The sequence below is a fragment of the Pseudomonas sp. GCM10022186 genome (assembly GCF_042656385.1).
Taxonomy (GTDB): Bacteria; Pseudomonadota; Gammaproteobacteria; order Pseudomonadales; family Pseudomonadaceae; genus Metapseudomonas.
In genome coordinates this window covers 82,477-105,867 of record NZ_JBHSOU010000010.1, presented here as the reverse complement: position 1 = coordinate 105,867, position 23,391 = coordinate 82,477, and the positions used below count along the sequence as shown (strand labels likewise).

The following is a 23,391-nucleotide window of genomic DNA, read 5'->3' as shown; positions in this document are numbered from 1 at the left end:
TATGCCTCATGCCGAACTTCCCTGCCTCTGCAATTCCATGGCTCGCTCATGGGCTGCCTCATAGAGCGAGCGGGCATCGTCCAGCAACAAACCGATGACGAAGGACAGGCGTGCAGCCTCCCGCCGCACCATGCCCGGGCTCTCGCTCTGCTCGATCATCTGCACCAGGTCCAGCACGGCATGCATGCGCTGCTGCGCGGTTTCGAAGAGATGATCCGCGCATGCACGGGGATTGAAGAACATCACGTCGTCGTAGGGTTGGGAGGGCAGGGGCTTGAACTCAAACATGGCGCACCTCCGGGGCGGAAACGCTGGGGATGGTGCGGCGGTGCGCGTGGGTAAAAGGCGGGAAGTTGCTATCCATTGCAAGCACCTTGGTTGGGCCTTTATTGCCTGCCTCCAACCTTCCTACGGGTTGGGTGGCAGGGCCGTGCAAGGGTAGGAAAACCGGCAACCAAGAACCGGCAGGCCAGGAGGCCTCCTCGCACGGCCCGCCATATACGCACTGGAGATACAGGCAGAAAACATCTGCTCCAGTGGCTATGCCGCTACCGCGCCTTGGTCGTCTATCCGGGTTTCCTACGCCCGATCACGGGATTGACCGTGACAGGCCGGACTCTAGCCAGTGCGCTTGTAGGCGCTCAAGGCTAAAGACTCGTAGGAAATTTCTCTGTAGGCGTACGGGGTTGGAGGACAGAAACATCTGTAGGAAATAGCCCCCCCGCCGTACGTCGCCGCAGCCCCGATTGCCGACATAAGGCTGCGCTGTGACAGGGGTGAAAGTAGTCAAAAACTATACTGCAAATGCGGGGGTGAAACTTGGGGGGACCATTCAGGAGGGCTCGCCATGCGCATCCTCAAGCTGTTGATACTCCTCCTCGCCTGCGCCGTCGGCGGCCAAGCCCTCGCCCAGCAACCCTGGCCCGGCACCACCAGCAATTCCGGCGAAACCCTGCTCGCCTGGAACGGCGGCGGCCACGGTGGACGCCACTTCCACAAGCACCACCACAAGCATTTCTACGGGCACAAGCACTTCAGGCATCACCGTGGCTACTACAACCACGGCCCGCGCGTCATCTACGCACCCCGCTACTACGGTGGTTACGCGCACCCCTATTACTATCCGCGCTACGGTGGCCCGCGGGTGGTGATCCAGTACTACGACCCGAGGCTGGGGATATTCATCGGGACGGACCTGGGGAGATATTGAGTCTCTAGCAGTGGTTGAAGGGAAGCAGGCGCCGCCGGGCGGCGGCGCCGGGGGAACATCAGTCCTGGCGGCTGGTGACTTCCAGCAGGTGGTAGCCGAACTGGGTTTTCACCGGGCCCTGCACGACGTTCAGCGGGGCACTGAAGACGACGGCGTCGAATTCCTTGACCATCTGGCCGCGGCCGAAGGAGCCGAGGTTGCCGCCGTCGCGGCTGGAGGGGCAGGTGGAGTGCTGCTTGGCGATTTCGGCGAAGTCGGCACCGGCTTCGATGGCGGCTTTCAGTTCGTTGCACTTCTCTTCGCTGGCAACCAGGATGTGGCGGGCAGTGGCGCGTGCCATGGTGGGGTACTCCTTGTCTGTTGAGGGGCAGAGCCTAGCGGAATTGGCGGGTGATTCAAGGTGGTTGGTCGATTGGGCCCTGGCTGGCCGATCCTGCGGGTCGGTTGGCGAATGAATTCGCCCCTACAGGGAACAGACCAGGCTGGGCGATGAACAGTCGTAGGGTGGATCACGCTTCACCGATCCACCATCGGGGTTCGGCATGGCGATGCTGGTGGATGGAAGAGCGCCATCCACCCTACGAGGCCACTGGCCACATGCCTGGCTATGAACGGCCGACGCTGAAGTGGCTCACCGGGTCGGAGCCGGTGTCGTCGTGGCTGGTCGGGGCGCGGCGAGTTCGATGCGCTGGCTGATGTCGTGGGCCTCCGCGACCAGCCAGCCCGCCAGTTCGCGCAGTTGCGGGCTGGGCCCGGGCCGCTCCGGATAGACGAGGAAATAGGCGCCTCCGGTGGGCACTCTGATGTCGAAGGGGGCCACCAGGTGGCCGTTGGCGAGGTCTTCGCCGATCAGCGACCAGTCGCCCAGGGCGATGCCGGCGCCCTGGGCGGCGACGGACAGCGCCAGGTCCATGGTGTCGAAGTGGTGCCCGCCGCTGAGGGGGCCGGGGGCATGGCCGGCGGCGCGCAGCCAGTCTTCCCAGTCGTGCTTGTCGCGGCCCGGGTGCAGCAGCACATGGCGCTCGAGGTCGGCCGGCGTTTTCAGGGGCGGCGAGCGCTCCAGCAGTTGCCGGGTGCAGACCGGCGTCAGTTGCTCGTTGAACAGATGGTGCGCGGCGACGTTACTGCCCGGCGCGGTGCCATAGATGATGGCCGCATCGAACTGGTCGCGGCGGAAGTCCACGCCGTAGGCGATGGTGGTGGTCAGTTCCACCGGCACATCCGGGCGCTCGGCCTGCCATTTCATCAGGCGCGGCAGCAGCCAGCGCATCGCACAGGTGGGAGCCTTGAGCTGCAGGGCCTTGCGCCTGGCACTGACTTCTTCCACGGCTTCATCGATCAGGGCGAAGACCTGCTGGATGCGCGGGTAGAGGTCGCGGCCCTGGTCGGTCAGGGCCAGACCCCGTGCCTGGCGCAGGAACAGGGGGTAGCCGAGGTGGCTTTCCAGCCCGGCGATCTGCCGGCTGACGGCGCCCTGGGTGATGTGCAGCAGCTCGGCTGCACGAGTGAAGTTGCAGCACTGGGCGGTGACCAGGAAGGTGTGCAGGGCGGGCAGGGGAGGCAGGCGCTTCATTGGATGAGCCATGACGTGGATGCATGGCTAGTATGACGATTTTTGCCTTGTCAGTCTCACCTCCTGGCGGCTCAATGGGCGCCAATCATGGCCCTCCAGCCTCTCGTGCAGGGAGCGGCTGTTCCCAGTTCTGTTCCTGGAGCCCCTGCAATGTCGAATGCCATCCCGACCTTCACCGAAACCCTGTCCGGTGTGTACATCAACGGCCAATGGCTGCCCGCTGCCGCGCCCCTGGACGTGGTGAACCCTTCCACCGAAGAGCGACTGGCCAGTGTCGGCACCGGCGATGCGGCGAGCGTCGACCAGGCCGTGCAGGCGGCCAGCCGTGCCTTCCCGGCCTGGGCGCGGAGCAGCGGCGCCGAGCGTGGTGCGGTGCTGCGCCGCATCGCCGAGGGGGTGCGCCAGCGTCGGGAAACCCTGATCCGGTTGCAGTCGCTCAACAACGGCAAGCCGCTGTTCGAGGCGGCCATCGATGTCGACGACGTGATCGGCACCTTCGAGTACTACGCCGGCCTGGCCGAGGGCCTGGATGCCCGGCAGGACTGTCCGGTGGAGCTGCCCAGCGAGGACTTCGCCGCCCGCCTGCGCCGCGAGCCCGTGGGTGTGGTGGGGCTGATCGTGCCCTGGAACTTCCCGATGGTGACCACCGCCTGGAAGCTCGCCCCGGCCCTGGCTGCCGGATGCGCCGTGGTGCTCAAGCCTTCCGAGGTGACGCCGCTGCCGGAGCTGGAACTGGCGCGCATCATTCACGAGGCCGGCCTGCCGACGGGCGTGCTCAACGTCGTCTGCGGCACCGGCCTGGCAGTGGGTGCGCCGCTGTCGTCGCACCCGAAGGTGGCCAAGGTGTCCTTCACCGGCAGCAACGCCGTGGGCATTCAGGTGATGCAGCGCGCGGCGGAAACCGTGAAAGGCATCAGCCTGGAACTGGGTGGCAAGTCGTCGCTGCTGGTACTGGAGCGGGCCGACCTGGATCTGGCCGTGGAGCTGGCCTGCGGCGGCGCCTTCTTCAACGCCGGGCAGATGTGCTCCGCCACCAGCCGCGTGCTGGTCGCCGAACCCCTGGCGGCGGATTTCCTCGCCCGGGTGCAGGCCCGTGCCGAGGCCACCAGGGTGGGCGATCCCTTCAGCGAAGGCGTGGAAATGGGCGCCCTGGTGAACGCGGCGCAGTACCAACGGGTGCGTGGCCATGTCGAGCGCGGCATTGCTGCCGGCGCGCGTCTGGTCTGCGGTGGTGAGCGTCCGGCGGAGCTGCAGCGTGGTTACTTCCTCAAGCCGACCGTGTTCACCGATGTGCCGAAGGACAGTGCCCTGTGGAACGAGGAGATCTTCGGCCCGGTGCTCTGCGTGCGCAGCTTCGCCACGGAGGAAGAGGCCATCGAACTGGCCAATGACAGCGAGTTCGGCCTGGTGGCCAGCGTGGTGAGCGCCGACCTGGAAGCCGCCGAGCGCGTGGCCAACGCCCTGCAGGCGGGCATGGTGTGGATCAATTCGCCCCAGGTGATCTTCCCGCAGACCGCCTGGGGTGGTTACAAGCAGAGCAGCATCGGCCGCGAACTCGGCCCCTGGGGCCTGGCTTCGTTCCAGGAGCTGAAGCATGTGGTAAGGGCGGTCTGAGTTCGTCCGCCTTGTGTAGGGTGGGCCACGCTTTATCGGTCCACCATCGGGGTCAGGTCGAGCGCCGAATGGTGGATGGAAGAGCGCTATCCACCCTACGGGGCAGCTACGCTGCCCTTGGCGAATGAATTCGCCCCCACAGGGATTGTGCCTGGCGGTTGAAGGCGCACACTGGCGGGTGAACCTGGAAATGGAGTGCTGATCATGGACCTTCAACTTGAAAACCGCAGCGCCCTGGTGTGCGGCGGCAGCTCCGGGTTGGGCTTCGGCGTGGCCGAGGCCCTGGCCAGGGAAGGCGTGCGGGTCTGCCTGCTGGCGCGCAACCTGTCGAAGCTGGACCTGGCGGTGGAGCGCATTCGTCGCGAGGGCGGCGAGGCCCAGGCGGTGGCGGTGGACCTGAGCGACCTGGGGGCGGTGGACATGGCCATCGAGCAGGTGGTCGCCGCCATCGGCGCGCCGGACATTCTGGTCGCCAACAACGGTGGACCGCCGCCGATCAACGCTGTGGACTTCGACCCGCAACTCTGGCACCGCCAGCTGGATGCCATGCTGTTGAGCAGCATGGCGCTGGTGAACGCCTTCCTGCCCGGCATGCGCCAGCGACGCTTCGGGCGCATCCTGATGATCTCCTCCACCAGCGTGGTGGAACCGATTCCCGGCCTGGTGCTCTCCAGTGCCCTGCGTGCCGCCCTGGCCAACTGGGCCAAGACGCTCTCGTCCGAAGTGGCGGCCGATGGGGTGACGGTGAATACCCTGATGCCGGGCTCGTTCTGGACCGAGCGCACCGAGACCCTGACGTTGCGCGCCGCCGAACGCAGCGGCACGTCGGTGGCGAGCCTGATGGCCAAGGAACAGGCGGCGATCCCGGTGGGGCGCTATGGCGCGACCGAGGAGTTCGGCGCGGTGGCGGCCTTCCTGGCCAGTCCGCTGGCCAGCTATGTCACCGGGGCGCTGATTCCGGTGGATGGTGGGGTGCTCAAGGGGTGAGTCTGTCAGGGCAGCCCTGCGGGCTGCTTCGCGAATGAATTCGCCCCCACAAGAGCGGTTCGTGCTGCTCCTGTGGGGGCGAATTTATTCGCTAATGGCCGCGCAGCGGCCCCAGAGGGTTCACCATCCGCACGATGGCTCGAAGCTGTCCGCCCGCGCCATCGCCCACATGCGCTCGTAGAAGTCCGCCTCGATCTTGTCCTTGAGCAGGTCCCCCGGCTTTAGGAAGACGTGGATCTGCGAGAACAGGCGGATTTCCTTGTCCGAGACGCGCCGCACCACGTGCCGGGGCTCCAGCTGGTTGGGATGCTCGAGGCCGGCGGCGGCGAGCATTTCCGCCAGGGCCTTCAGGGTGTTGCGGTGGAACATCTGCACCCGCTGGGCCTTGTCCGGCACCACCAGGGCGCGCTGGCGCAGCTTGTCCTGGGTGGCGACGCCGGTGGGGCACTTGTTGGTGTGGCAGGACTGCGACTGGATGCAGCCGATGGCGAACATGAAGCCGCGCGCCGAATTGGCCCAGTCGGCGCCTATGGCCAGCACGCTGGCGATGTCGAAGGCGCTGATGATCTTGCCGCTGGCGCCGAGCTTGATCTTGTCCCGCAGGTTCAGGCCGACCAGGGTGTTGTGCACGAACAGCAGGCCTTCACGCAGCGGTACGCCGATATGGTCGGTGAATTCCAGGGGCGCCGCGCCGGTGCCGCCTTCCTTGCCGTCGACGACAATGAAATCGGGGAGGATGCCGGTTTCCAGCATGGCCTTGGCGATGCCCATGAATTCCCAGGGGTGGCCGAGACAGAACTTGAAGCCCACCGGCTTGCCGCCGGACAGCTCCCGCAGCTTCGCAATGAAATGCATCATCTCGATGGGAGTGGAGAAGGCGCTGTGGCGGGACGGGGAGATGCAGTCCTCGCCCATGGGCACGCCGCGGGTGAGGGAGATTTCCTCGGTGACCTTGTGCTTGGGCAGGATGCCGCCGTGCCCCGGCTTGGCGCCCTGAGAAACCTTGATTTCGATCATCCGCACCTGCGGGCTGCGCGCCTGGGTGGCGAAGCGCTCCGGATCGAACTGGCCGTCGCTGGTGCGGCAGCCGAAGTAACCGCTGCCCAGCTCCCAGACCAGGTCGCCGCCGTTTTCGCGGTGGTAGGGGCTGATGCTGCCTTCGCCGGTGTCGTGATAGAAGTTGCCCAGCTTGGCGCCACGGTTCAGTGCGCGGATGGCGTTGGCGCTGAGGGAGCCGAAGCTCATGGCCGAGATGTTGAACACCGAGGCCGAGTAGGGGTGGCTGCACTGCGGGCCGCCCACCACCACGCGGAAGCTGGAGGGGTCGGAAAGCGGGGCCGGGCGCATGGAGTGGCCGATGAATTCGTAGCCGGCGCGGTAGACGTCGATCAGGGTGCCGAAGGGCTTGTCGCCGCCCTCGTTCTTGGCCCGCGCGTAGACCAGCGAGCGCTGGGCCCGGGAGAAGGGCAGGCGGTCGTCGTCGGCTTCCAGCAGGTACTGGCGGATTTCCGGGCGGATGCCTTCCACCAGGTAGCGGATATTGCCGAGGATCGGGTAGTTGCGCCGCACCGCGTGGGGCGCCTGCAGCAGGTCGAAGACACCCAGCAGGCTCAGCGCTCCGGTGAGCAGGGTGAAGGGCCAGACCCAGTCATGGTCGGTGAACGGAAGGCTGAAGAGAGTGAACAGCACGCAGAAGGCGAAGAAGGCGTAGCGGCTCAGCAGCGAAAGGCTCATGCGGACTCCTTGTTTGCAGGTACCGGCACAGAGTAGTGCAATGAGCGGGAATTGCCTTGCGATGGCTCAAGGGCGAGGCGTAGGACCAGGCCTCATCGTGCAGGGGGGCGCTTCGCGTCCCTTTGGCGAATGAATTCGCCCCTACAAATGGAAGTTTGAGTGTAGGAGCGAGCTCTGCTCGCGAATCCGGGCACCGCGCATTTTTCGCGAGCAGAGCTCGCTCCTACGTTCTTCGCTCCTGCAAAAGAAAACGGCCCGCGAGGGGCCGTTTTCGGTGGAGCGGGGCGCTTAGCCGCCGAGGTAGGCGTCGCGCACCTTGGGGTCGTTGAGCAGGTCGTCGCCGCTGCCCTGCATGACGATGCGTCCGTTTTCCAGCACATAGCCGCGGTCGGCCAGCTTGAGCGCCTGGTTGGCGTTCTGTTCCACCAGGAAGATGGTCACGCCGTCGCGGCGCAGCTGTTCGATGATGTCGAAGATCTGCTGGATGATGATCGGCGCGAGACCGAGGGACGGCTCGTCGAGCAGCAGCAGCTTGGGCTTGCTCATCAGCGCGCGGCCGATGGCGAGCATCTGCTGTTCGCCGCCGGACATGGTGCCGGCGCGTTGCTCGAAGCGCTCCTTCAGGCGCGGGAACAGGTGCAGCACCTTGTCCATCTGCTCCTGGAAGTCGCCCTTGGCGGTGAAGAAGCCGCCCATGGCCAGGTTCTCTTCGACGGTCAGGCGGGCGAACACGCGGCGGCCTTCCGGCACGACGGCGATGCTCTTGCGCATGATGTCGTAGGACTCCTTGCCCACCAGTTCCTCGCCCTCGTAGCGGATGCTGCCGCCGGCCGCCCGTGGCGAGCCGCAGAGGGTCATCAGCAGGGTCGACTTGCCGGCGCCGTTGGCGCCGATCAGGGTGACGATCTCGCCTTTCTTCACATCCACGCTGACGCCGTGCAGCGCCTGGATCTTGCCGTAGAAGGTGGAAACCTTGTCGAACGTAAGCATGTCAGGCCTCCCCCAGATAGGCTTTGATCACGTCGGGGTTGCTGCGGATCTGCTCCGGCGTGCCGTCGGCCAGGGGGGTGCCCTGGTTGATCACATAGATGTGGTCGGAAATGCTCATCACCAGCTTCATGTCGTGCTCGATCAGCAGCACGGTCACGTTGTGCTCGTTGCGCAGCATGGCGATCAGCGCCTTGAGGTCCTCGGTCTCGCGCGGGTTGAGGCCGGCGGCCGGCTCGTCGAGCATGAGGATGCGCGGGCGCGTCATCATGCAGCGGGCGATCTCCAGGCGGCGCTGCTGACCATAGGCCAGGGTGCCGGCGGGACGGTTGGCGACCTCGGTCAGATTCACCTTTTCCAGCCAGTGGGCCGCGTAGGCCATGGCCTCGCGCTCGCTCTTGCGAAAGCCCGGGGTCTTCAAGAGGCCGGCGAGGAAGTTGGTGTTGAGGTGGCGGTGCTGGGCGACCAGCAGGTTTTCCACCGCGGTCATTTCCTTGAACAGGCGGACGTTCTGGAAGGTCCGCACCACGCCACGGTGGGCGATCTTGTGACCCGGCAGGGCCTCGATCTGCTCGCCGTCCAGGCGGATGCTGCCGGAGGTCGGCTGGTAGAAGCCGGTCAGGCAGTTGAACACCGTGGTCTTGCCGGCGCCGTTCGGGCCGATCATGGAGACCACTTGTTTTTCGTTCACGGTCAGGCCCACCCCGTTGACGGCCAGCAGGCCGCCGAAGCGCATGGTGAGACCGCTTACCTCGAGAATCGGGCGGCTCATTGTTTCAGCTCCAGGTGGGGACGTTGCATCGGCATCAGGCCCTGCGGACGCCAGATCATCATCAGCACCATCAGGGCGCCGAACATCAGCATGCGGTACTCGCTGAACTCACGCATGAGTTCGGGCAGCAGGATCATCACCACGGCTGCGAGGATCACGCCCAACTGGGAGCCCAGGCCACCCAGCACGACGATGGCGAGGATGGTCGCCGACTCGATGAAGGTGAAGGACTCGGGGGTCACCAGGCCCTGGCGCGCGGCGAAGAAGCTGCCGGCGAAACCGGCGAAGCAGGCGCCCAGGGTGAAGGCCGAGAGCTTGATCACCGTGGGGTTCAGGCCCAGGGCGCGGCAGGCGATCTCGTCTTCGCGCAGGGCTTCCCAGGCCCGGCCCAGCGGCATGCGCAGCAGGCGGTTGATCACGAACAGGGCGAGCAGGGCCAGCAGCAGGGCGACCAGGTAGAGGAAGACCACCTTGTTCACCGAGTTGTAGGCGATGCCGAAATACTCGTGGAAGGTCTGCAGGCCCTCTTCGGCGCGGCGCTCGAACGTCAGGCCGAACAGGGTCGGCTTGTCGATGTTGCTGATGCCGTTGGGGCCGCCGGTCAGCCAGGTCAGGTTGCGCAGGAGGATGCGGATGATCTCGCCGAAGCCCAGGGTCACGATGGCCAGGTAGTCACCGCGCAGGCGCAGCACCGGGAAGCCGAGGATGAAGCCGAAGAAGGCCGCCATCAGGCCGGCGATCGGCAGGCACACCCAGAAACCCAGGCCGTAGTAGTGCGAGAGCAGGGCATAGCTGTAGGCGCCGACGGCGTAGAAGCCGACGTAACCCAGGTCCAGCAGGCCCGCCAGGCCGACCACGATGTTCAGGCCCAGGCCCAGCAGCACGTAGATCAGGATCAGCGTGGCGATGTCCACCGCGCCGCGCGAGCCGAAGAAGGGCCACACCAGGGCGACCACGATCAGGCCGAGCACCGCCCAGCGCTGGGTGGAGGGCAGGGTGAGGAAGTTGCTGGTCTTCTTCGACATGCCCGGCATCTTGGGCGCGCCGGCCAGGATGCTGCTGACCTGGTCGCGGAACAGCTGCCAGACGAACATGAGCAGGGCGCCGCCGGCGATGGTGAGCAGGGTGGGGGTGTCCGCACCGGTGACCACCAGGCCGACGCCGACCACGCTGAGTTTCAGGCCGAGCACCGGATAGGCGACGGCCAGCACCAGAAGGGCGCTGAAGAACGCCGTTTTGAATCGAGTATTCATACCTTCTCCACCTCCGGACGGCCAAGGATGCCGGTGGGCCGGAACAACAGGACCAGGACCAGCAGGCTGAAGGCCACGACGTCCTTGTACTGGTCGCCGAAGATATCGGCGCCAAAGGCTTCGGCCACGCCCAGCACCAGGCCGCCGAGCATGGCGCCCGGAATGCTGCCGATGCCGCCGAGTACCGCCGCGGTGAAGGCCTTGATACCGGCGAGGAAGCCGATGTGCGGATTGATCACGCCGTACTGCATGCCCAGCAGTACCGCGGCGACCGCAGCCAGGGTGGCGCCGATGACGAAGGTCAGGGCGATGATGTTGTTGGTGTTGATGCCCAGCAGGTTGGCCATCCTGATGTCTTCGGCGCAGGCGCGGCAGGCACGGCCCAGGCGCGAGCGGGAGATGAACAGGGTGAGGCCGTACATGACCAGGAAGGTGACGACGAAGATCAGGATCTGCATGTAGGAGATCACGACGCCGTTCATGCTGCTTTCACCCAGGATGAAGTTCCCCGGAATCAGGTTGGGGATGGCCTTGTCCTTGGAGTCCTGGGTCAGCAGTACTTCGTTCTGGAGGAAGATCGACATGCCGATCGCGGAGATCAGCGGGATCAGCCGGTTGCTGCCGCGAAGCGGGCGGTAGGCGACCCGTTCGATGCTGTAACCGTAAGCGCTTGCAACGATGATGCTCGCGGCGAAGGCCGCGACGATGACGATCGGAAGGCTGTCCAGACCGAGCATGGTAAGCCCGGCAATCACGATGAAGGCTACGTACGAGCCGATCATGTAAACCTCGCCGTGGGCGAAGTTGATCATGCCGATGATGCCGTAGACCATGGTGTAGCCGATGGCGATCAGGGCATAGGTGCTGCCAACGGTGAGCCCGTTAACCAGCTGTTGCAGATAGTGGTAGAGATCAGGCATTCCCTAACTCCTCGGGCATCACGTAAAGCGGCGCTTGTGGCGCGGCGGAGCCCGTAAAACACGGATAGACAAAGCCCACTGCCGTAGCAGTGGGCTTTGCGTTCAGGCGGGAAGCTTACTTAGCTTCGGTCTTGGTGCCGTCCTTGTGCCACTCGTACACCACGAAGCTGAAATCCTTCAGATCGCCCTTCTGATCGAAGGCCAGGGTACCGGTCGGGGTTTCGAACGAGTTGGCGCGCAGGGCGGCCGCGACCTTGGTGGTGTCGTCGTCGCCGGCTTTCTTGATGCCTTCGGCGATGACCTGCACAGCGGCGTAGGCCGGGAACACGAACGGACCGCTCGGGTCTTCGTTCTTGGCCTTGAAGGCCTCTACCAGGGCCTGGTTCTTCGGATCCTGGTCGAAGGACTTCGGCAGGGTCACCAGCAGGCCTTCGGAAGCCGGGCCGGCGATGGCGGAGAGTTCCTTGTTGCCCACGCCTTCCGGACCCATGAAGCGGACCTTCAGGCCTTTTTCAGCCGACTGGCGCAGCAGCAGGCCGAGTTCCGGGTGGTAGCCGCCGTAGTAGACGAAGTCCACGCCCGCCTGCTTCAGCTTGGCGACGATGGTGGAGAAGTCCTTGTCGCCGGCGTTGATGCCTTCGAACAGCGGCACCTTGACGCCCTTGGACTCCAGGGTCTGCTTCACGGCAGTGGCGATGCCTTCGCCGTACTGCTGCTTGTCGTGGATGACGGCGACGGCCTTGGGCTTGATGTGGTCGGCGATGAAGTTGCCGGCGGTCGGGCCTTGCAGGCTGTCCAGGCCGATGGTGCGGAACACCAGCTGGTAGCCGCGGGAGGTGATGTCCGGGCTGGTGGAAGCCGCGGTGATCATCAGGATGCCTTCGTCTTCATAGATGTCGGACGCGGGCTGGGTGGAGCTGGAGCAGAGGTGGCCAACCACGTAGTGAATACCGTCGTTGACGATCTTGTTGGCTACGGCAACGGCCTGTTTCGGGTCGCATGCGTCGTCGTAGACCACGCCTTCGAGCTGAGCGCCGTTCACCCCGCCGGCCTTGTTGATCTGCTCGATTGCCATCTTGGCGCCAATGAACTGCATCTCGCCGTACTGGGCAACCGCACCGGTCACCGGGCCAGCCAGGGCGATCTTGATGGTATCGGCTGCTACGGAGTAGCTGGCGACACCGGCCAGAGCCATGGCGGCGAACAGTTTGGAAATCTGCTTGGTAGCCTTATTCATAGTGCTCCACTCTTGTGTTTTTCATTGTTGTTGTCCTGTTTGCCGAAGCTACGGGACAAGGTATTGCACCCCGCCAACATACCCCGGCAACTGTACCGGAACAGTGTAGATTGCCGATTTACGGCTTGAAAAGTCGGGTTTTGATGACGGAATGATCTTGTGTCGCTTAATCGAAACAAACGTACAGAAATACGGCGTGTCTCGAGCGTGGTAGGAGTCGTCAGGCTGGACTTGTCTGAATGTTGACCGGCGCTATCATTGCGCCCCCCAATCCATCCGTAACCAACCAACTCAAAGCAAGCCATGAACGACAACGCTAGCACCCTTTATGCCAAGCTGCTCGGCGAAACCGCCGCGATTTCCTGGGAAGAGCTGCAGCCCTTCTTCGCCCGTGGCGCGCTGCTCTGGGTGGACGGGGCGGAAGACCTGGTGGGCGTCGCCCTGGCGGTGGCCGAGGACGACAAGGCCCGGATCGCGGCCCTGCTGGCCGCCGGCAAGCTCAGCAAGGTGGAGGAGAGCCGTGCCCAGGACCTGCTGGCGCGCGACCCGAAGCTCTGGGCGGTGGTGGTGGCGCCCTGGGTGCTGATCCAGGAGCGCGACGAGGCACCGACCCGGCACTGAACGCGGCGCTCCCGGGCAGCAGGGCGCTGATCCGGGAACGGGCCGCCGGCCCGACGTTGCACTGATCTGGGACAGGGGCAAAGCCGGTGGAGCGAGCTAGACTGAATCCACCTTCCCCACTTTGATCAGCAACAGGGAGCGTCACCATGTTCGAGCCAGGCCATGTACATCGGGCCAATGTGCCCGGAATCCCGGGACAGCAGGAATTCTCCATCGACCTCTATTACCAGGCGCGCCCCGATGCCAAGGAGGGCACCATGCTGCACTTCCGCATGGTGGGCGAGATCGAAGGCAAGCATTTCGAGGAGGAGTTCGAGATGCACCGCGACACGGCGTTCAACTTCGCCGCCGTGGTTTCCAAGGTTGCCGCGAAGAACGGGCTCAATCCCAACCAGACCCTGATCATGCGCAATCACAAGGAATACGACCTGATCTTCGAGGACATCCGCCGGGTACTCGGCGCCAAACCGGGCGAAGCGGTGAACTTCGACCATCTGGAGAAGGACCGCTTCTGACCTGTGGGGGCGAATTCATTCGCTGAGGGCAGCAACGCTGCCCCCGGGACGTCCGATGGGCAGCCCTTCGGCCTGCTCGGCGATTGAAATCGCCCCCACAGGGTACCCTCCCCGCCATTTCCCTCAAGCGCTGACCCAGCGCTGGCGCATCCAGCCGCTCAGGGCATCCACGGCCAGTACCAGGACCAGCATGGCGAGGATCACGCTGGCTGCCTGGGCTTCCTGGAACAGCGACAGGCTCAGGTAGAGCATCTGCCCGAGGCCGCCGGCGCCGACGAAGCCGAGCACGCTGGCCATGCGGATATTGTTCTCCCAGCGATAGAGCATGTAGGCCACCAGCTGCGGCCAGACGCTGGGCAGGGTGCCGTAGCAGAAGGCGGCGACGCGTCCGCCGCCATTCAGGCGGATGGCCTCGGCCGGTTCCGGCGGGGTGTTTTCCAGGGCTTCGGCGAACAGGCGACCCAGCACGCCAGCGGTGTGCAGCGCCAGGGCCAGGGTCCCGGCGTTCGGGCCGAGCCCGGCGGCCAGCACCATCAGCGCGGCCCAGACCAGTTCCGGCACTGCGCGCAGGGCGTTCAGCAGCAGCCGCGCGCCACCTTGGGCGAGGCTGCCGAAGCGGCCGGCGGCGGGCAGGGCGAGCACCAGGCCGAGCAGTGCCGCCAGCAGGGTGCCGAGGGCCGACATGGCGAGGGTTTCCACGGCCCCCCGGCCGATGGCCGCCAGATGCGGGGCGGACAGGTCGGGTTCGAGGAAGCGCGCCGCGTAGCCGCCCATCTGCTGCAGGGAGTCGCCGCCGAACAGGGCGCCCAGGTCGATGCCCAGCCAGATGAAGGACGCGCCGGCCACCGCCAGCAGGACAAGGAGCACCAGGATGTTGCCCGCCCTCATGCGAACCGCCCGCGCAGGAAGCGGCTGAGCTGGTCGGCCAGCAGTACCAGGGCGAGGAAGGTCAGCAGCATGCTGGCCACTTCGCCGCCGGCGAACATGCGCATCGACAGGTCCATCTGCTGGCCCAGGCCGCCGGCGCCGACGAAGCCCATCACCACCGAGGCGCGCACCGCGCACTCCCAGCGGTAGACGCTGTAGGAGATCACTTCCGCCGCAGCAACGGGCAGTACGCCATAGGCGAAGGCCGCCAGGCGCGGACTGCCGGAGGCGAGCAGGGCGCGGGCGGGGCGCGGGTCGACCGATTCGAAGACTTCGGCGTAGACCTTGCCGAGCATGCCGCTGTAGGTGATGGCGATGGCCAGCACCCCGGCGGTGGGGCCCAGGCCCACGGCGCGGACGAAGAGCAGGGCCCAGACGATTTCCGGCACGCTGCGCAGGAAGATCAGCAGCCCGCGCACCGGCCAGCGCAGGGCCAGGGCCCACCATGCCGGGCGGCCGCCGCGGGGCAGGGCGGAAAGCGACAGCACGCGACTGGCCCAGAGCGAGGCGGGCAGGGCGATCAGCAGCGCCAGGCTCATGCCGGCGGTGGCGATGGCCAGGGTCTCGAGGGTGGCGCGGCCCAATAGAAGCAGGAACTCCTCGCCATGCTCGGGCGGCCAGAAGGCGGAGAGGAACTGGCCCATGGTGCGGGCGTTGCCCTCATCCAGCAGCACCGCCGGGTTCAGTTCGCTCAACTCCAGCCCCGGCCACAGCAGGGCCAGGGCCAGGACAGTGAGGAGCAGGCGGGGCAGGGCCGCGGGGTCGCGGGGGGCGGTTTTCAGCATCGCGGGATATGCAGTGCGGGCGTCGGCACGGGCGACGAGTAAGGCAGGTCGCCTTGCAGTTGTTCGTTGACGTAAAGGGCGTCGAGATCGGCCTGGCTCACCGCTTCACGGGGCCGGTCGAAGGCGATGCGGCCATCGCGCACGCCGACGATGCGCGGGAAGTGCGCCAGGGCCAGCTCCACTGCGTGCAGGCTGGCCAGCAGGGTGACGCGACGACGGCTGGCTTCGGCGCAGAGCACGCCGAGGGTGTGGTCGGCCAGCACCGGGTCCATGGCGGAGACGGGCTCGTCGGCGAGGATCAGCTCCGGTGCCTGGTAGAGCACGCGGGCGATGCCGACGCGTTGCAACTGGCCGCCGGACAGCTGGTCGCAGCGCTCGAAGAGCTTGTCGGAGAGATCCAGCCGGGCCAGGGCCGCGGCCGCGCCGGCGCTGTCCAGCGGGTGCAGCAGGTTCAGCAGCCCCTTGGCCAGCGGCCACTGGCCGAGCTTGCCGGCGAGCACGGCGGTAACCACCCGCTGCCGGGGCGGCAGGGGCGGGGCCTGGTGGACCAGGCCGATGCGTGCGCGCAGGCGCTGGCGCGCGGTGGCGGACAGCGACCAGGGCGCGGCGCCGAGCAGCTCGAGCTGCCCGGCGGCGGGTTTCAGGCTGGTGGCCAGCAGGCGCAGCAGGCTGGTCTTGCCGGCGCCGGAGGGGCCGATGATGGCCACCCTCTCGCCGTTGCCGACGACCAGGTCGATACCCCGCAGTGCGGGCTGGCCGTTGGCGTGGACCAGGTCCACGCCATGCAGCGACAGGCTCACTTCAACAGGCCGGCCGAGCGTGCGGCTTCCTCGATGCCGGCGTAGTTCTCCGGCTTGGTCGGGATGAAGCGGCTGGCGGCCTGCAGGTCGAGGATCGCCTTGTGCTCCGGGTTGGCCGGGTCGAGGGCGAGGAAGGCCTGCTTGATCTTCTCGGCCAGGGCCGGGTCGAGGGTGCCGCGCACGGTCCAGTTGTAGTCGTAGTAGGTCGGGGTGGTGGCGAAGACCTTGACCTTGGCGGTGTCCACCTTGCCGGCATCCACCAGTTTCTGCCAGACGCTGGCGTTGAGCACGCCGCCGTCCACCTTGCCGGCCTGGACCCAGGCCACTGTGGCGTCGTGGGCGCCGGAGTAGGCGACGCGGGAGAAGAACTGCTCGGGTACTATGCCGTCCTTCTGCATGAAGTAGCGCGGCATCAGGCTGCCGGAGGTGGACGATACCGAACCGAAGGCGAAGGTCTTGCCCTTGAGATCCTGCAGGGACTTCACCGCGGGGTCGGCGCTGATGAACTTGCTGGTGAACTTCTCGTCCTGTTCACGCTGGACCAGAGGGATGGCATTGCCGGTCTTCAGGCGCGTCTGGACGAAGGTGAAGCCGCCGAGCCAGGCCATGTCCAGGCGGTCGGCCGCCAGGGATTCGACCACTGCGGCGTAATCGGCCACGGGCACGAACTCGACTTTCATGCCCAGCTCTTTTTCGAGGTAGGCGCCCAGGGGCTTGAACTTGCGCAGCAGTTCGGTGGGGGCTTCGTCGGGAATGGCCGAGACCTTGAGTACCTCGGCGGCCTGGGAAACAACGGCGGAAACGGACAGCGCAATGCCGGCCACAAGGGCGAGAGAGCGTTTGAACATGGGATTCTCCGGTTCAATAGCGGAAAAGGCAGGCGGATTATAGTGATCAGGCGGCTGCTTGGCAGCTTCACGTGGCTGACCAGGCAGTTAAGATGTGCGTTTCGCCAACTGCATGGAGTTTTGGCATGACCGCTCCCCAGCCTTCCCTCGCCTTCGCCGGCATCGGCCTGATGGGCCTGCCCATGACCCGCCGCCTGCTGGCTGCCGGCTTTCCGCTGATCGTCTGGAACCGTTCCCCGGAAAAGTGTGCGCCGCTGCTGGAGCAGGGCGCCCGCCGGGTGAAGACGCCGGCCGAACTCTGCGCCGAAGCGGATATCATCATGCTCTGCCTGGCCGATACCCGCGTGGTGCGCAAGGTGGTGTTCGGCGAGGGCGGCATAGTCGAAGGCGCCAGGCCCGGCCAGCTGCTGGTGGATTTCTCCAGCCTGGAACCGGCCGCCACCCGCGAGATGGCTGCCGAACTGGAGGCCCGTACCGGCATGCGCTGGATGGATGCGCCGGTGTCCGGCGGCACCCTCGGTGCCGAGGCTGGCACCCTGGCGATCATGGCCGGCGGTCATGAGGACGACGTGGAGCGGGTGCGGCCCATCCTTGCCCACCTGGGCCAGCGCCTGACCCGCATGGGCGGCGTGGGCGCCGGCCAGGTGACCAAGGTGTGCAACCAGATGATCGTCGCCTGCAACGCCCTGGTGATCGCCGAAGTGGTGGCCCTGGCGGAGAAGGCCGGGGTGGACGCCAGCCTGATCGCCCCGGCCCTGGCCGGCGGCTTCGCCGACTCCAAGCCGCTGCAGATCCTCGGGCCGCAGATGGCCGAGAGCCGTTTCGAGCCCATCAAGTGGCACGTACGCACCCTGCTCAAGGACCTGGACACCGCCGTGCGCCTGTCCCGCGAGCATGATTCCGCCACGCCGCTCAGCGGCCTGGCGGCGCAACTGATGCGCCTGCACGGCAGCCAGGGCAACCTGGAGCGCGATCCGGCTACGCTGGTGGAAATGTACCGGGAGAATCACTGATGAAGATCGCCGCCAACCTGTCCCTGCTGTTCACCGACCGCCCGTTGATCGAGCGGGTCATCGCCGCCCGCGTCTCCGGTTTCGACGGCGTGGAAGTGCAGTTTCCCTACGAGTTGCCGGCGATCCGCATGAAGGAAGTGCTGGAGGCCGCGGGCCTGCCGCTGGTCCTCTTCAACCTCCCGGCCGGCGACCTGATGGAGGGTGGCCCGGGCCTGGCCGCCGTACCTGAGCGCCAGGAGCAGTTCGACGATGCCCTGGAGCAGGCGCTGAGCTACGCCGCCATGACCCGGCCGCGTTTCGTCAACGTGCTGGCCGGACGCAAGGCCGAAGGCCTCAGCCGCGAGCGTGCCCTGGCCTGCCTGGCGGCCAACCTGCGCAAGACCGCCGAGGCCTTCGCCGTGCTGCACATAGGCGTGGTCTGCGAGGCGGTCAATCCGCTGGATATGCCCGGCTTCCTGATCAACACTCCGGAGCAACTGGATGAACTGTTGCGCGATGTCGACCATCCCAACCTCAGCGCCCAGTATGACCTCTACCATATGGCCCGCCAGGGCGTGGACGCGGCGGCGGGCATTCGCCTGCTGGCGGGGCGCATCGGCCACGTGCAGTTCGCCGACTGCCCCGGCCGCGGCGAGCCGGGAAGCGGCAGCACCGATTTCGAACCGGCCCTGCGTGCCCTGCGGGAAGATGATTACCCCGGCTGGCTGGGCGCCGAGTACAAGCCCACCGGCGTGACGGCCGACACCCTCGGCTGGCTGCCGGAGTGGAAGGCCAGGTTGGCCTGACGCCACGAACATGAACTTGTAGGGGCGAATTCATTCGCCAAGGGGCGCGCAGCGACCCCGGCGGACTCCCAGGGCAGGCCGTTGGCCTGCTTGGCGAATGAATTCGCCCCTACAGCAGAACAATCCGCTTGATGCAGAGAGAACCATGACCGACCCCATCCGCCTCACCCAGTACAGCCACGGTGCCGGCTGTGGCTGCAAGATATCCCCCAAGGTGCTGGAGGTGATCCTCGCCGGTAGCGGCGCGCAGAACCTCGACCCGAAGCTCTGGGTGGGCAACGCCTCCAAGGATGACGCGGCGGTATACGCCCTGGACGAAGAGCGCGGTGTGGTATCCACCACCGACTTCTTCATGCCGATCGTGGACGACCCCTACGATTTCGGCCGCATCGCCGCTACCAACGCCATCAGCGACATCTACGCCATGGGCGGCGACCCGCTGGTGGCCATCGCCATCCTCGGCTGGCCGGTGAACCTCTTGCCTCCGGAAGTGGCCCGCGAAGTGGTGCGCGGCGGCCGCTCCGTGTGCGACGAGGCGGGCATTCCCCTGGCCGGTGGACACTCCATCGATGCGCCTGAGCCGATCTTCGGCCTGGCGGTCACCGGTGTGGTGGACAAGCGCAACATGAAGCGCAACGACACCGCCACCGCCGGCTGCAAGCTCTACCTGACCAAGCCGCTGGGCATCGGCATCCTCACCACCGCGGAGAAGAAGGGCAAATTGCGCGCGGCCGATGTGGGGCTGGCCCGGGACTGGATGTGCACCCTGAACAAGTCCGGCAGCCGCTTCGGCAAGCTGGCGGGCGTCAAGGCGATGACCGATGTCACCGGCTTCGGCCTGCTCGGCCACCTGGTGGAAATGGCCGACGGCAGCGGCCTGACCGCCCGCATCGATTACGCCAAGGTGCCCAGCCTGCCGGGGGTGGAGTACTACCTGGAACAGGGCTGCGTGCCCGGCGGCACCCTGCGCAACTTCGACAGTTACGGCCATCGCCTGGCACCGTTGGCGGAGGTGCAGAGGCTGCTGCTCTGCGACCCGCAGACCAGCGGCGGCCTGCTGGTGGCGGTGGCCCCGGACGGGGAGGCGGAATTCCTCGCCGTGGCCGAGGAGCTCGACCTGCAACTCGCCCCCATCGGCCAGATGCACGAGCGACAGAGCCTCGCGGTCGAGGTGTTCTGATGCGCCCGGATACCTCGAACTACCGCGAAATCTTTCTCAACGACCTGCCGATGATGGATGCCCGCGCCCCGGTGGAGTTCGTCAAGGGCGCCTTCCCGCATACCGTCAACCTGCCGCTGATGAGCGATATCGAACGGCAGAAGGTGGGCACCTGCTACAAGCAGCATGGCCAGCAGGCGGCCATCGCAATGGGTCACCAACTGGTCGGCGGCGCCCTCAAGGCCGAGCGCATCGAAGCCTGGGCGGCCTTCGCCCGGGCCAATCCCGAGGGCTACCTCTACTGCTTCCGTGGTGGCCTGCGTTCGCAACTGGTCCAGCAGTGGCTGAAGGACGAGGCCGGCATCGATTACCCCCGGGTGATCGGCGGCTACAAGGCGATGCGGACCTTCCTCCTGGAGACCACCCAGGACGCCGTGGCCCGGTGCGACTTCGTCCTGGTGGGCGGCCTTACCGGCACCGGCAAGACCGAGGTGATTGCCCAGCTGGCCAACAGCCTGGACCTGGAGGGCCATGCCAACCATCGCGGCTCCAGTTTCGGCAAGCGCGCCACGCCGCAGCCGGCGCAGATCGATTTCGAGAATGCACTCGCCATCGACATCCTCAAGAAGCGCGCCGCCGGCCATCGACAGTTCGTGCTGGAGGACGAGGGCCGTATCGTCGGCAGTTGCTCTGTGCCGCTGGAGCTCTACCACGGCATGCAGGAGTACCCGCTGGTCTGGCTCGATGACAGTTTCGAGGACCGCGTGGAACGCATCCTGCGCGACTACGTGATCAACCTCTGTGCCGAGTTCATCGCCACCCACGGCGACGAGCACGGCTTCCCGCGCTTCGCCGAGCGCCTGCGCCAGAGCCTGGACAACATCGTCCGGCGCCTGGGCGGCGAGCGCCACCAGCGCATGTCGGCGCTGATGGACCAGGCCCTGGCCGAGCAGGCGGCCACCGGCAAGGTGGACCTGCACCGGGGCTGGATCGAGGGGCTGCTGCGCGAGTACTACGACCCGATGTATGCCTACCAGCGGGAGAGCAAGGCATCGCGCATCGAGTTCGCCGGGGAGCAGGCGGCGGTGCTGGAGTATCTGCGACAGCGGTAGTGGGTGAGGGGATGGGCAGCCCTTCGGGCTGCCTGGCGAATGAATTCGCCCCTACAGGAAAGGGGCAGTCCCCGTATGGGTGCGGATTGGCCCCTCAAGCCGGATTCGAATCCACCGGCCGCAACGGCAGCACATTGCTGCTGCACCACCCATGGGGATGGCGCAGGAACTCGGCTATCGCCGCCAGCGGTTGCGGCTTGCTGAGCAGGTAGCCCTGGATGAAGTCGCAGCCGTGGCTGCGCAGGAACTCCAGTTGCTCGCGGGTCTCCACCCCTTCGGCCACCACCTGCAGGTGCAGGGTATGGGCCATGCCGACTATGGCCTGGACGATTTCCATGTCGGCGTGGCTCTCAGGGATGTCCATGACGAAGGACCGGTCGATCTTCAGGGTGTCCAGGGGCAGACGCTTCAGGTAGGCCAGGGATGAATAGCCGGTGCCGAAGTCGTCGATGGACACGCTCACCCCCAGGTTGCGGATGCGTTCCAGCAGGCGCAGGGCCTGGTTGACGTTGCTCATCAGGGCGTTCTCGGTGACTTCCAGCTCCAGGCGTTGCGGGCGCAGGCCGGTGTCGTGCAGCGTGCGCTGCACCTCGTCCGCCAGATCCTCGCGGCTGAGGTTGAGCGCCGAGCAGTTCACCGCCACGCGCAGGTCGTGGACGTCCTGGGCGGCGAGGACGACCAGGTCGCGGCAGGCGCGGCGCAGTACCCAGGCATCCAGTTCGGCGATGAAGCCATTGGCTTCGGCGACGCCGATGAAACGGTCCGGCATCAGCAGGCCCAATTGCGGATGCTGCCAGCGCACCAGGGCTTCCAGCTTGGTGATCTGGCCGCTGTGCAAGTCGAGAATGGGCTGGTAGCAGAGGAACAGGCCCTCGTCCCTGGCCAGCGCCAGGCGCAATTCCTCCTCCAGCTGCAGCTCGAAGGTGGCCTTGTTCTTCAGGTGGCGGCTGAAGAAATGCAGGTTGTTGCGTCCGCTGCTCTTGGCCTGGTAGAGCGCCAGGTCCGCATGCTTGAGCAGTTCCTCGCAGGATTGGCCGTCGTCCGGGTAGAGGCTGATGCCGATGCTGGTGGTCATGGTCACGCGGCGGCCGGCCAGGGTGATCGGCTCCTTCATGCGCTGCATGATGCGCTGGGAAAGGTTCTTGGCCTCCGTGAGGTTGCCCAGGCTGGCGAGCACGCAGAACTCATCGCCCCCGAGGCGCGCGATCACATCCTCGCGGCGCAGCACGCTGCGCACCCGTTCGGCGACGACCTTGAGCAGCTCGTCGCCGGCATCGTGGCCGAGGCTGTCGTTGACCCGCTTGAAGTGGTCGATGTCGAGGAACATCACCGCCAGTGGCTGCTTGTGCTGGATGTGGGCCTGCAGCTTCTCGGCGAAGCTTTCGTTGAAGGCCCGGCGGTTGGGCAGGTTGGTGAGGGGGTCGTAGTGGGCGACGTTCTGCAGCTTCACCTTCACCTGCTCCAGTTCACGCAACAGGTCGTTCATGTGCAGCAGGTCGAGTTCCTTGCGCTGCAGCTTCTTGTCGGCCCAGGCCACGCCCAGGGCGCAGAGCAGCACCATGCCCGCGATCAGCCCCAGGCTGAGGCCGAGCTGCATGGCGTTGTCGGCGCGATCCAGATGCAGTTCGGTGTCGGCTGGCGCCGTCAGCTGGAGCGCCAGCATGCCGGTGAAATGCAGGCTGCAGATGGCCCCGCCCATGGCCAGGCTGGCGGGAATCTTCAGCAACTGGTGGCTTTCGCTGCGTTCGCGGAAGAAGGTCGACAGGAGCATGGCGGCCAGGCTGGCGGCTATGGCGACGCCGACTGAAATGGCCACCATGACCGGATGGTAGTACTGGGTCGCCACGGAGCGGATGGCGGCCATGCCGCAGTAGTGCATGAAGGCGATGCCGAGGCCCACGGCCAGGGCCGCCACCATGTAGTGGCGGGGTTCGATGCTCTGTCGGCCCAGGGTGTACATGCCCACCAGCGAGGCGGCGACCACGACCAGCAGGGACAGGACGGTGGTGGGGATGTCGTACTCGATGGGGACCGGCGCTTCGAAGGCCAGCATGGCGATGAAGTGCATCGCCCAGATGCCGCCGCCCAGGCAGCAGGCGCCCAACCAGCACCAGCGTCTTCGGGTTTCCGCCTGCTGGGCATGGGTCACCCGTTCGGCCATGGCGAAGGCGCAGTAGCCGGCGCCCGAGGCGACCAGAAAGGCCAGCAACACCAGCCAGCTGTCATGGGTACAGGCCAACAGCACCTGACCGTCTGCGGGAAGCTCAGTAGCGAAACGCAGGCCCAGCCAGTCCATAGAGGAGTTCCCATACGGAGGGTTCGACTTCGGGAAGGGTGTTGCTGGCACAATGCGATCATTATAGCTGGCCAGGGCCGTACATCTAGGACGATCGTACCCGGGCGCTGGGCGGTCTTCAGGGAAGGATAGCCGGCATGGGGCGGTGCAGCATCGGGTTACATAAATGCCACGAATTGTCGCAGACAGTGGCCGGCAGGAGGCTCTAGATTGCAGCATCGAGCCCGGCCTGCGGTTACCCGG

General features: G+C 66.1%; 23 protein-coding genes. 9 read left to right on the top strand and 14 right to left on the bottom strand.

Annotated elements, in window-relative coordinates:
- Positions 1 to 6: 6 nt before the first annotated feature.
- Positions 7 to 288: a hypothetical protein gene (locus ACFPU0_RS07070; protein WP_377692128.1), complete on the bottom strand. Its 282-nt coding sequence runs from the start codon at positions 286 to 288 to the stop codon at positions 7 to 9.
- A 559-nt stretch (positions 289 to 847) separates the two neighbouring features.
- Between ACFPU0_RS07070 and ACFPU0_RS07065 the strand changes: the two genes are divergently transcribed.
- Positions 848 to 1,210: a hypothetical protein gene (locus ACFPU0_RS07065; protein ID WP_377692127.1), complete on the top strand. Its 363-nt coding sequence runs from the start codon at positions 848 to 850 to the stop codon at positions 1,208 to 1,210.
- A 58-nt stretch (positions 1,211 to 1,268) separates the two neighbouring features.
- Here ACFPU0_RS07065 and ACFPU0_RS07060 read toward each other — a convergent pair whose 3' ends face one another.
- Both ACFPU0_RS07060 and ACFPU0_RS07055 read right to left on the bottom strand, forming a co-directional pair.
- Positions 1,269 to 1,550, bottom strand: a complete 282-nt coding sequence (locus ACFPU0_RS07060) for a peptidylprolyl isomerase (RefSeq protein ID WP_377692126.1) — start codon at positions 1,548 to 1,550, stop codon at positions 1,269 to 1,271.
- 291 nt (positions 1,551 to 1,841) lie between these two features.
- A complete protein-coding gene (locus ACFPU0_RS07055; RefSeq protein ID WP_377692125.1) occupies positions 1,842 to 2,783 on the bottom strand; it encodes a LysR substrate-binding domain-containing protein in 942 nt (313 codons plus the stop codon).
- A 150-nt stretch (positions 2,784 to 2,933) separates the two neighbouring features.
- Between ACFPU0_RS07055 and ACFPU0_RS07050 the strand changes: the two genes are divergently transcribed.
- Complete coding sequence (locus ACFPU0_RS07050; protein ID WP_377692124.1) at positions 2,934 to 4,397, top strand: aldehyde dehydrogenase family protein; 1,464 nt, start codon at positions 2,934 to 2,936, stop codon at positions 4,395 to 4,397.
- 204 nt (positions 4,398 to 4,601) lie between these two features.
- A complete protein-coding gene (locus tag ACFPU0_RS07045) occupies positions 4,602 to 5,384 on the top strand; it encodes an SDR family oxidoreductase (RefSeq protein WP_377692122.1) in 783 nt (260 codons plus the stop codon).
- A gap of 120 nt (positions 5,385 to 5,504) precedes the next feature.
- Here ACFPU0_RS07045 and ACFPU0_RS07040 read toward each other — a convergent pair whose 3' ends face one another.
- From ACFPU0_RS07040 to ACFPU0_RS07015, 6 genes are all read right to left on the bottom strand, one after another.
- The gene (locus ACFPU0_RS07040; protein ID WP_377692121.1) at positions 5,505 to 7,118 is read right to left on the bottom strand and encodes an FMN-binding glutamate synthase family protein; all 1,614 of its coding nucleotides are present in this window, start codon (positions 7,116 to 7,118) and stop codon (positions 5,505 to 5,507) included.
- Positions 7,119 to 7,406: 288 nt separating this feature from the next.
- Positions 7,407 to 8,108 (bottom strand): ABC transporter ATP-binding protein, encoded by a 702-nt coding sequence (locus ACFPU0_RS07035; RefSeq protein WP_377692120.1) that lies wholly within the window; start codon positions 8,106 to 8,108, stop codon positions 7,407 to 7,409.
- A 1-nt stretch (position 8,109) separates the two neighbouring features.
- Positions 8,110 to 8,877: a high-affinity branched-chain amino acid ABC transporter ATP-binding protein LivG gene (gene livG, locus ACFPU0_RS07030; protein WP_377692119.1), complete on the bottom strand. Its 768-nt coding sequence runs from the start codon at positions 8,875 to 8,877 to the stop codon at positions 8,110 to 8,112.
- A complete protein-coding gene (locus tag ACFPU0_RS07025) occupies positions 8,874 to 10,130 on the bottom strand; it encodes a high-affinity branched-chain amino acid ABC transporter permease LivM (protein WP_377692117.1) in 1,257 nt (418 codons plus the stop codon). The genes livG and ACFPU0_RS07025 overlap by 4 nt, the downstream gene beginning before the upstream one ends.
- A complete protein-coding gene (livH, locus tag ACFPU0_RS07020) occupies positions 10,127 to 11,050 on the bottom strand; it encodes a high-affinity branched-chain amino acid ABC transporter permease LivH (protein WP_377692116.1) in 924 nt (307 codons plus the stop codon). The genes ACFPU0_RS07025 and livH overlap by 4 nt, the downstream gene beginning before the upstream one ends.
- Before the next feature lie 115 nt (positions 11,051 to 11,165).
- Positions 11,166 to 12,287: a branched-chain amino acid ABC transporter substrate-binding protein gene (locus tag ACFPU0_RS07015; protein WP_377692115.1), complete on the bottom strand. Its 1,122-nt coding sequence runs from the start codon at positions 12,285 to 12,287 to the stop codon at positions 11,166 to 11,168.
- Between the two features lie 303 nt (positions 12,288 to 12,590).
- Between ACFPU0_RS07015 and ACFPU0_RS07010 the strand changes: the two genes are divergently transcribed.
- Entirely contained in the window at positions 12,591 to 12,908 is a 318-nt protein-coding gene (locus ACFPU0_RS07010) for a DUF2288 domain-containing protein (RefSeq protein ID WP_377692114.1), read from the top strand.
- A gap of 146 nt (positions 12,909 to 13,054) precedes the next feature.
- Complete coding sequence (locus ACFPU0_RS07005) at positions 13,055 to 13,423, top strand: DUF5064 family protein (protein WP_377692113.1); 369 nt, start codon at positions 13,055 to 13,057, stop codon at positions 13,421 to 13,423.
- A gap of 123 nt (positions 13,424 to 13,546) precedes the next feature.
- On the opposite strand, the gene phnE is transcribed toward ACFPU0_RS07005, so the two are convergent.
- Genes phnE through ACFPU0_RS06985 form a run of 4 tightly spaced genes read right to left on the bottom strand, consistent with a single transcriptional unit; the run spans position 13,547 to position 16,783 of the window.
- The gene (phnE, locus tag ACFPU0_RS07000) at positions 13,547 to 14,311 is read right to left on the bottom strand and encodes a phosphonate ABC transporter, permease protein PhnE (protein WP_377692111.1); all 765 of its coding nucleotides are present in this window, start codon (positions 14,309 to 14,311) and stop codon (positions 13,547 to 13,549) included.
- A complete protein-coding gene (locus ACFPU0_RS06995) occupies positions 14,308 to 15,135 on the bottom strand; it encodes a PhnE/PtxC family ABC transporter permease (protein ID WP_377692109.1) in 828 nt (275 codons plus the stop codon). The genes phnE and ACFPU0_RS06995 overlap by 4 nt, the downstream gene beginning before the upstream one ends.
- Complete coding sequence (locus ACFPU0_RS06990; protein WP_377692107.1) at positions 15,129 to 15,935, bottom strand: phosphonate ABC transporter ATP-binding protein; 807 nt, start codon at positions 15,933 to 15,935, stop codon at positions 15,129 to 15,131. The genes ACFPU0_RS06995 and ACFPU0_RS06990 overlap by 7 nt, the downstream gene beginning before the upstream one ends.
- The gene (locus ACFPU0_RS06985; protein ID WP_377692106.1) at positions 15,932 to 16,783 is read right to left on the bottom strand and encodes a putative selenate ABC transporter substrate-binding protein; all 852 of its coding nucleotides are present in this window, start codon (positions 16,781 to 16,783) and stop codon (positions 15,932 to 15,934) included. The genes ACFPU0_RS06990 and ACFPU0_RS06985 overlap by 4 nt, the downstream gene beginning before the upstream one ends.
- A 125-nt stretch (positions 16,784 to 16,908) precedes the next feature.
- On the opposite strand from ACFPU0_RS06985, the gene ACFPU0_RS06980 reads away from it, so the two are divergent.
- The 4 genes from ACFPU0_RS06980 (at position 16,909) to mnmH (ending at position 20,852) form a co-directional block, all read left to right on the top strand.
- A complete protein-coding gene (locus tag ACFPU0_RS06980; protein ID WP_377692105.1) occupies positions 16,909 to 17,796 on the top strand; it encodes an NAD(P)-dependent oxidoreductase in 888 nt (295 codons plus the stop codon).
- Complete coding sequence (locus ACFPU0_RS06975; protein WP_377692103.1) at positions 17,796 to 18,581, top strand: hydroxypyruvate isomerase family protein; 786 nt, start codon at positions 17,796 to 17,798, stop codon at positions 18,579 to 18,581. Before ACFPU0_RS06980 ends, ACFPU0_RS06975 begins: the two co-directional genes overlap by 1 nt.
- A 145-nt stretch (positions 18,582 to 18,726) precedes the next feature.
- Entirely contained in the window at positions 18,727 to 19,761 is a 1,035-nt protein-coding gene (gene selD, locus ACFPU0_RS06970) for a selenide, water dikinase SelD (RefSeq protein WP_377692102.1), read from the top strand.
- The gene (mnmH, locus tag ACFPU0_RS06965; RefSeq protein ID WP_377692101.1) at positions 19,761 to 20,852 is read left to right on the top strand and encodes a tRNA 2-selenouridine(34) synthase MnmH; all 1,092 of its coding nucleotides are present in this window, start codon (positions 19,761 to 19,763) and stop codon (positions 20,850 to 20,852) included. Before selD ends, mnmH begins: the two co-directional genes overlap by 1 nt.
- Before the next feature lie 94 nt (positions 20,853 to 20,946).
- Here the strand turns inward: mnmH and ACFPU0_RS06960 are convergent, their stop codons facing one another.
- Entirely contained in the window at positions 20,947 to 23,148 is a 2,202-nt protein-coding gene (locus ACFPU0_RS06960) for a putative bifunctional diguanylate cyclase/phosphodiesterase (RefSeq protein ID WP_377692100.1), read from the bottom strand.
- Positions 23,149 to 23,391: the final 243 nt, after the last annotated feature.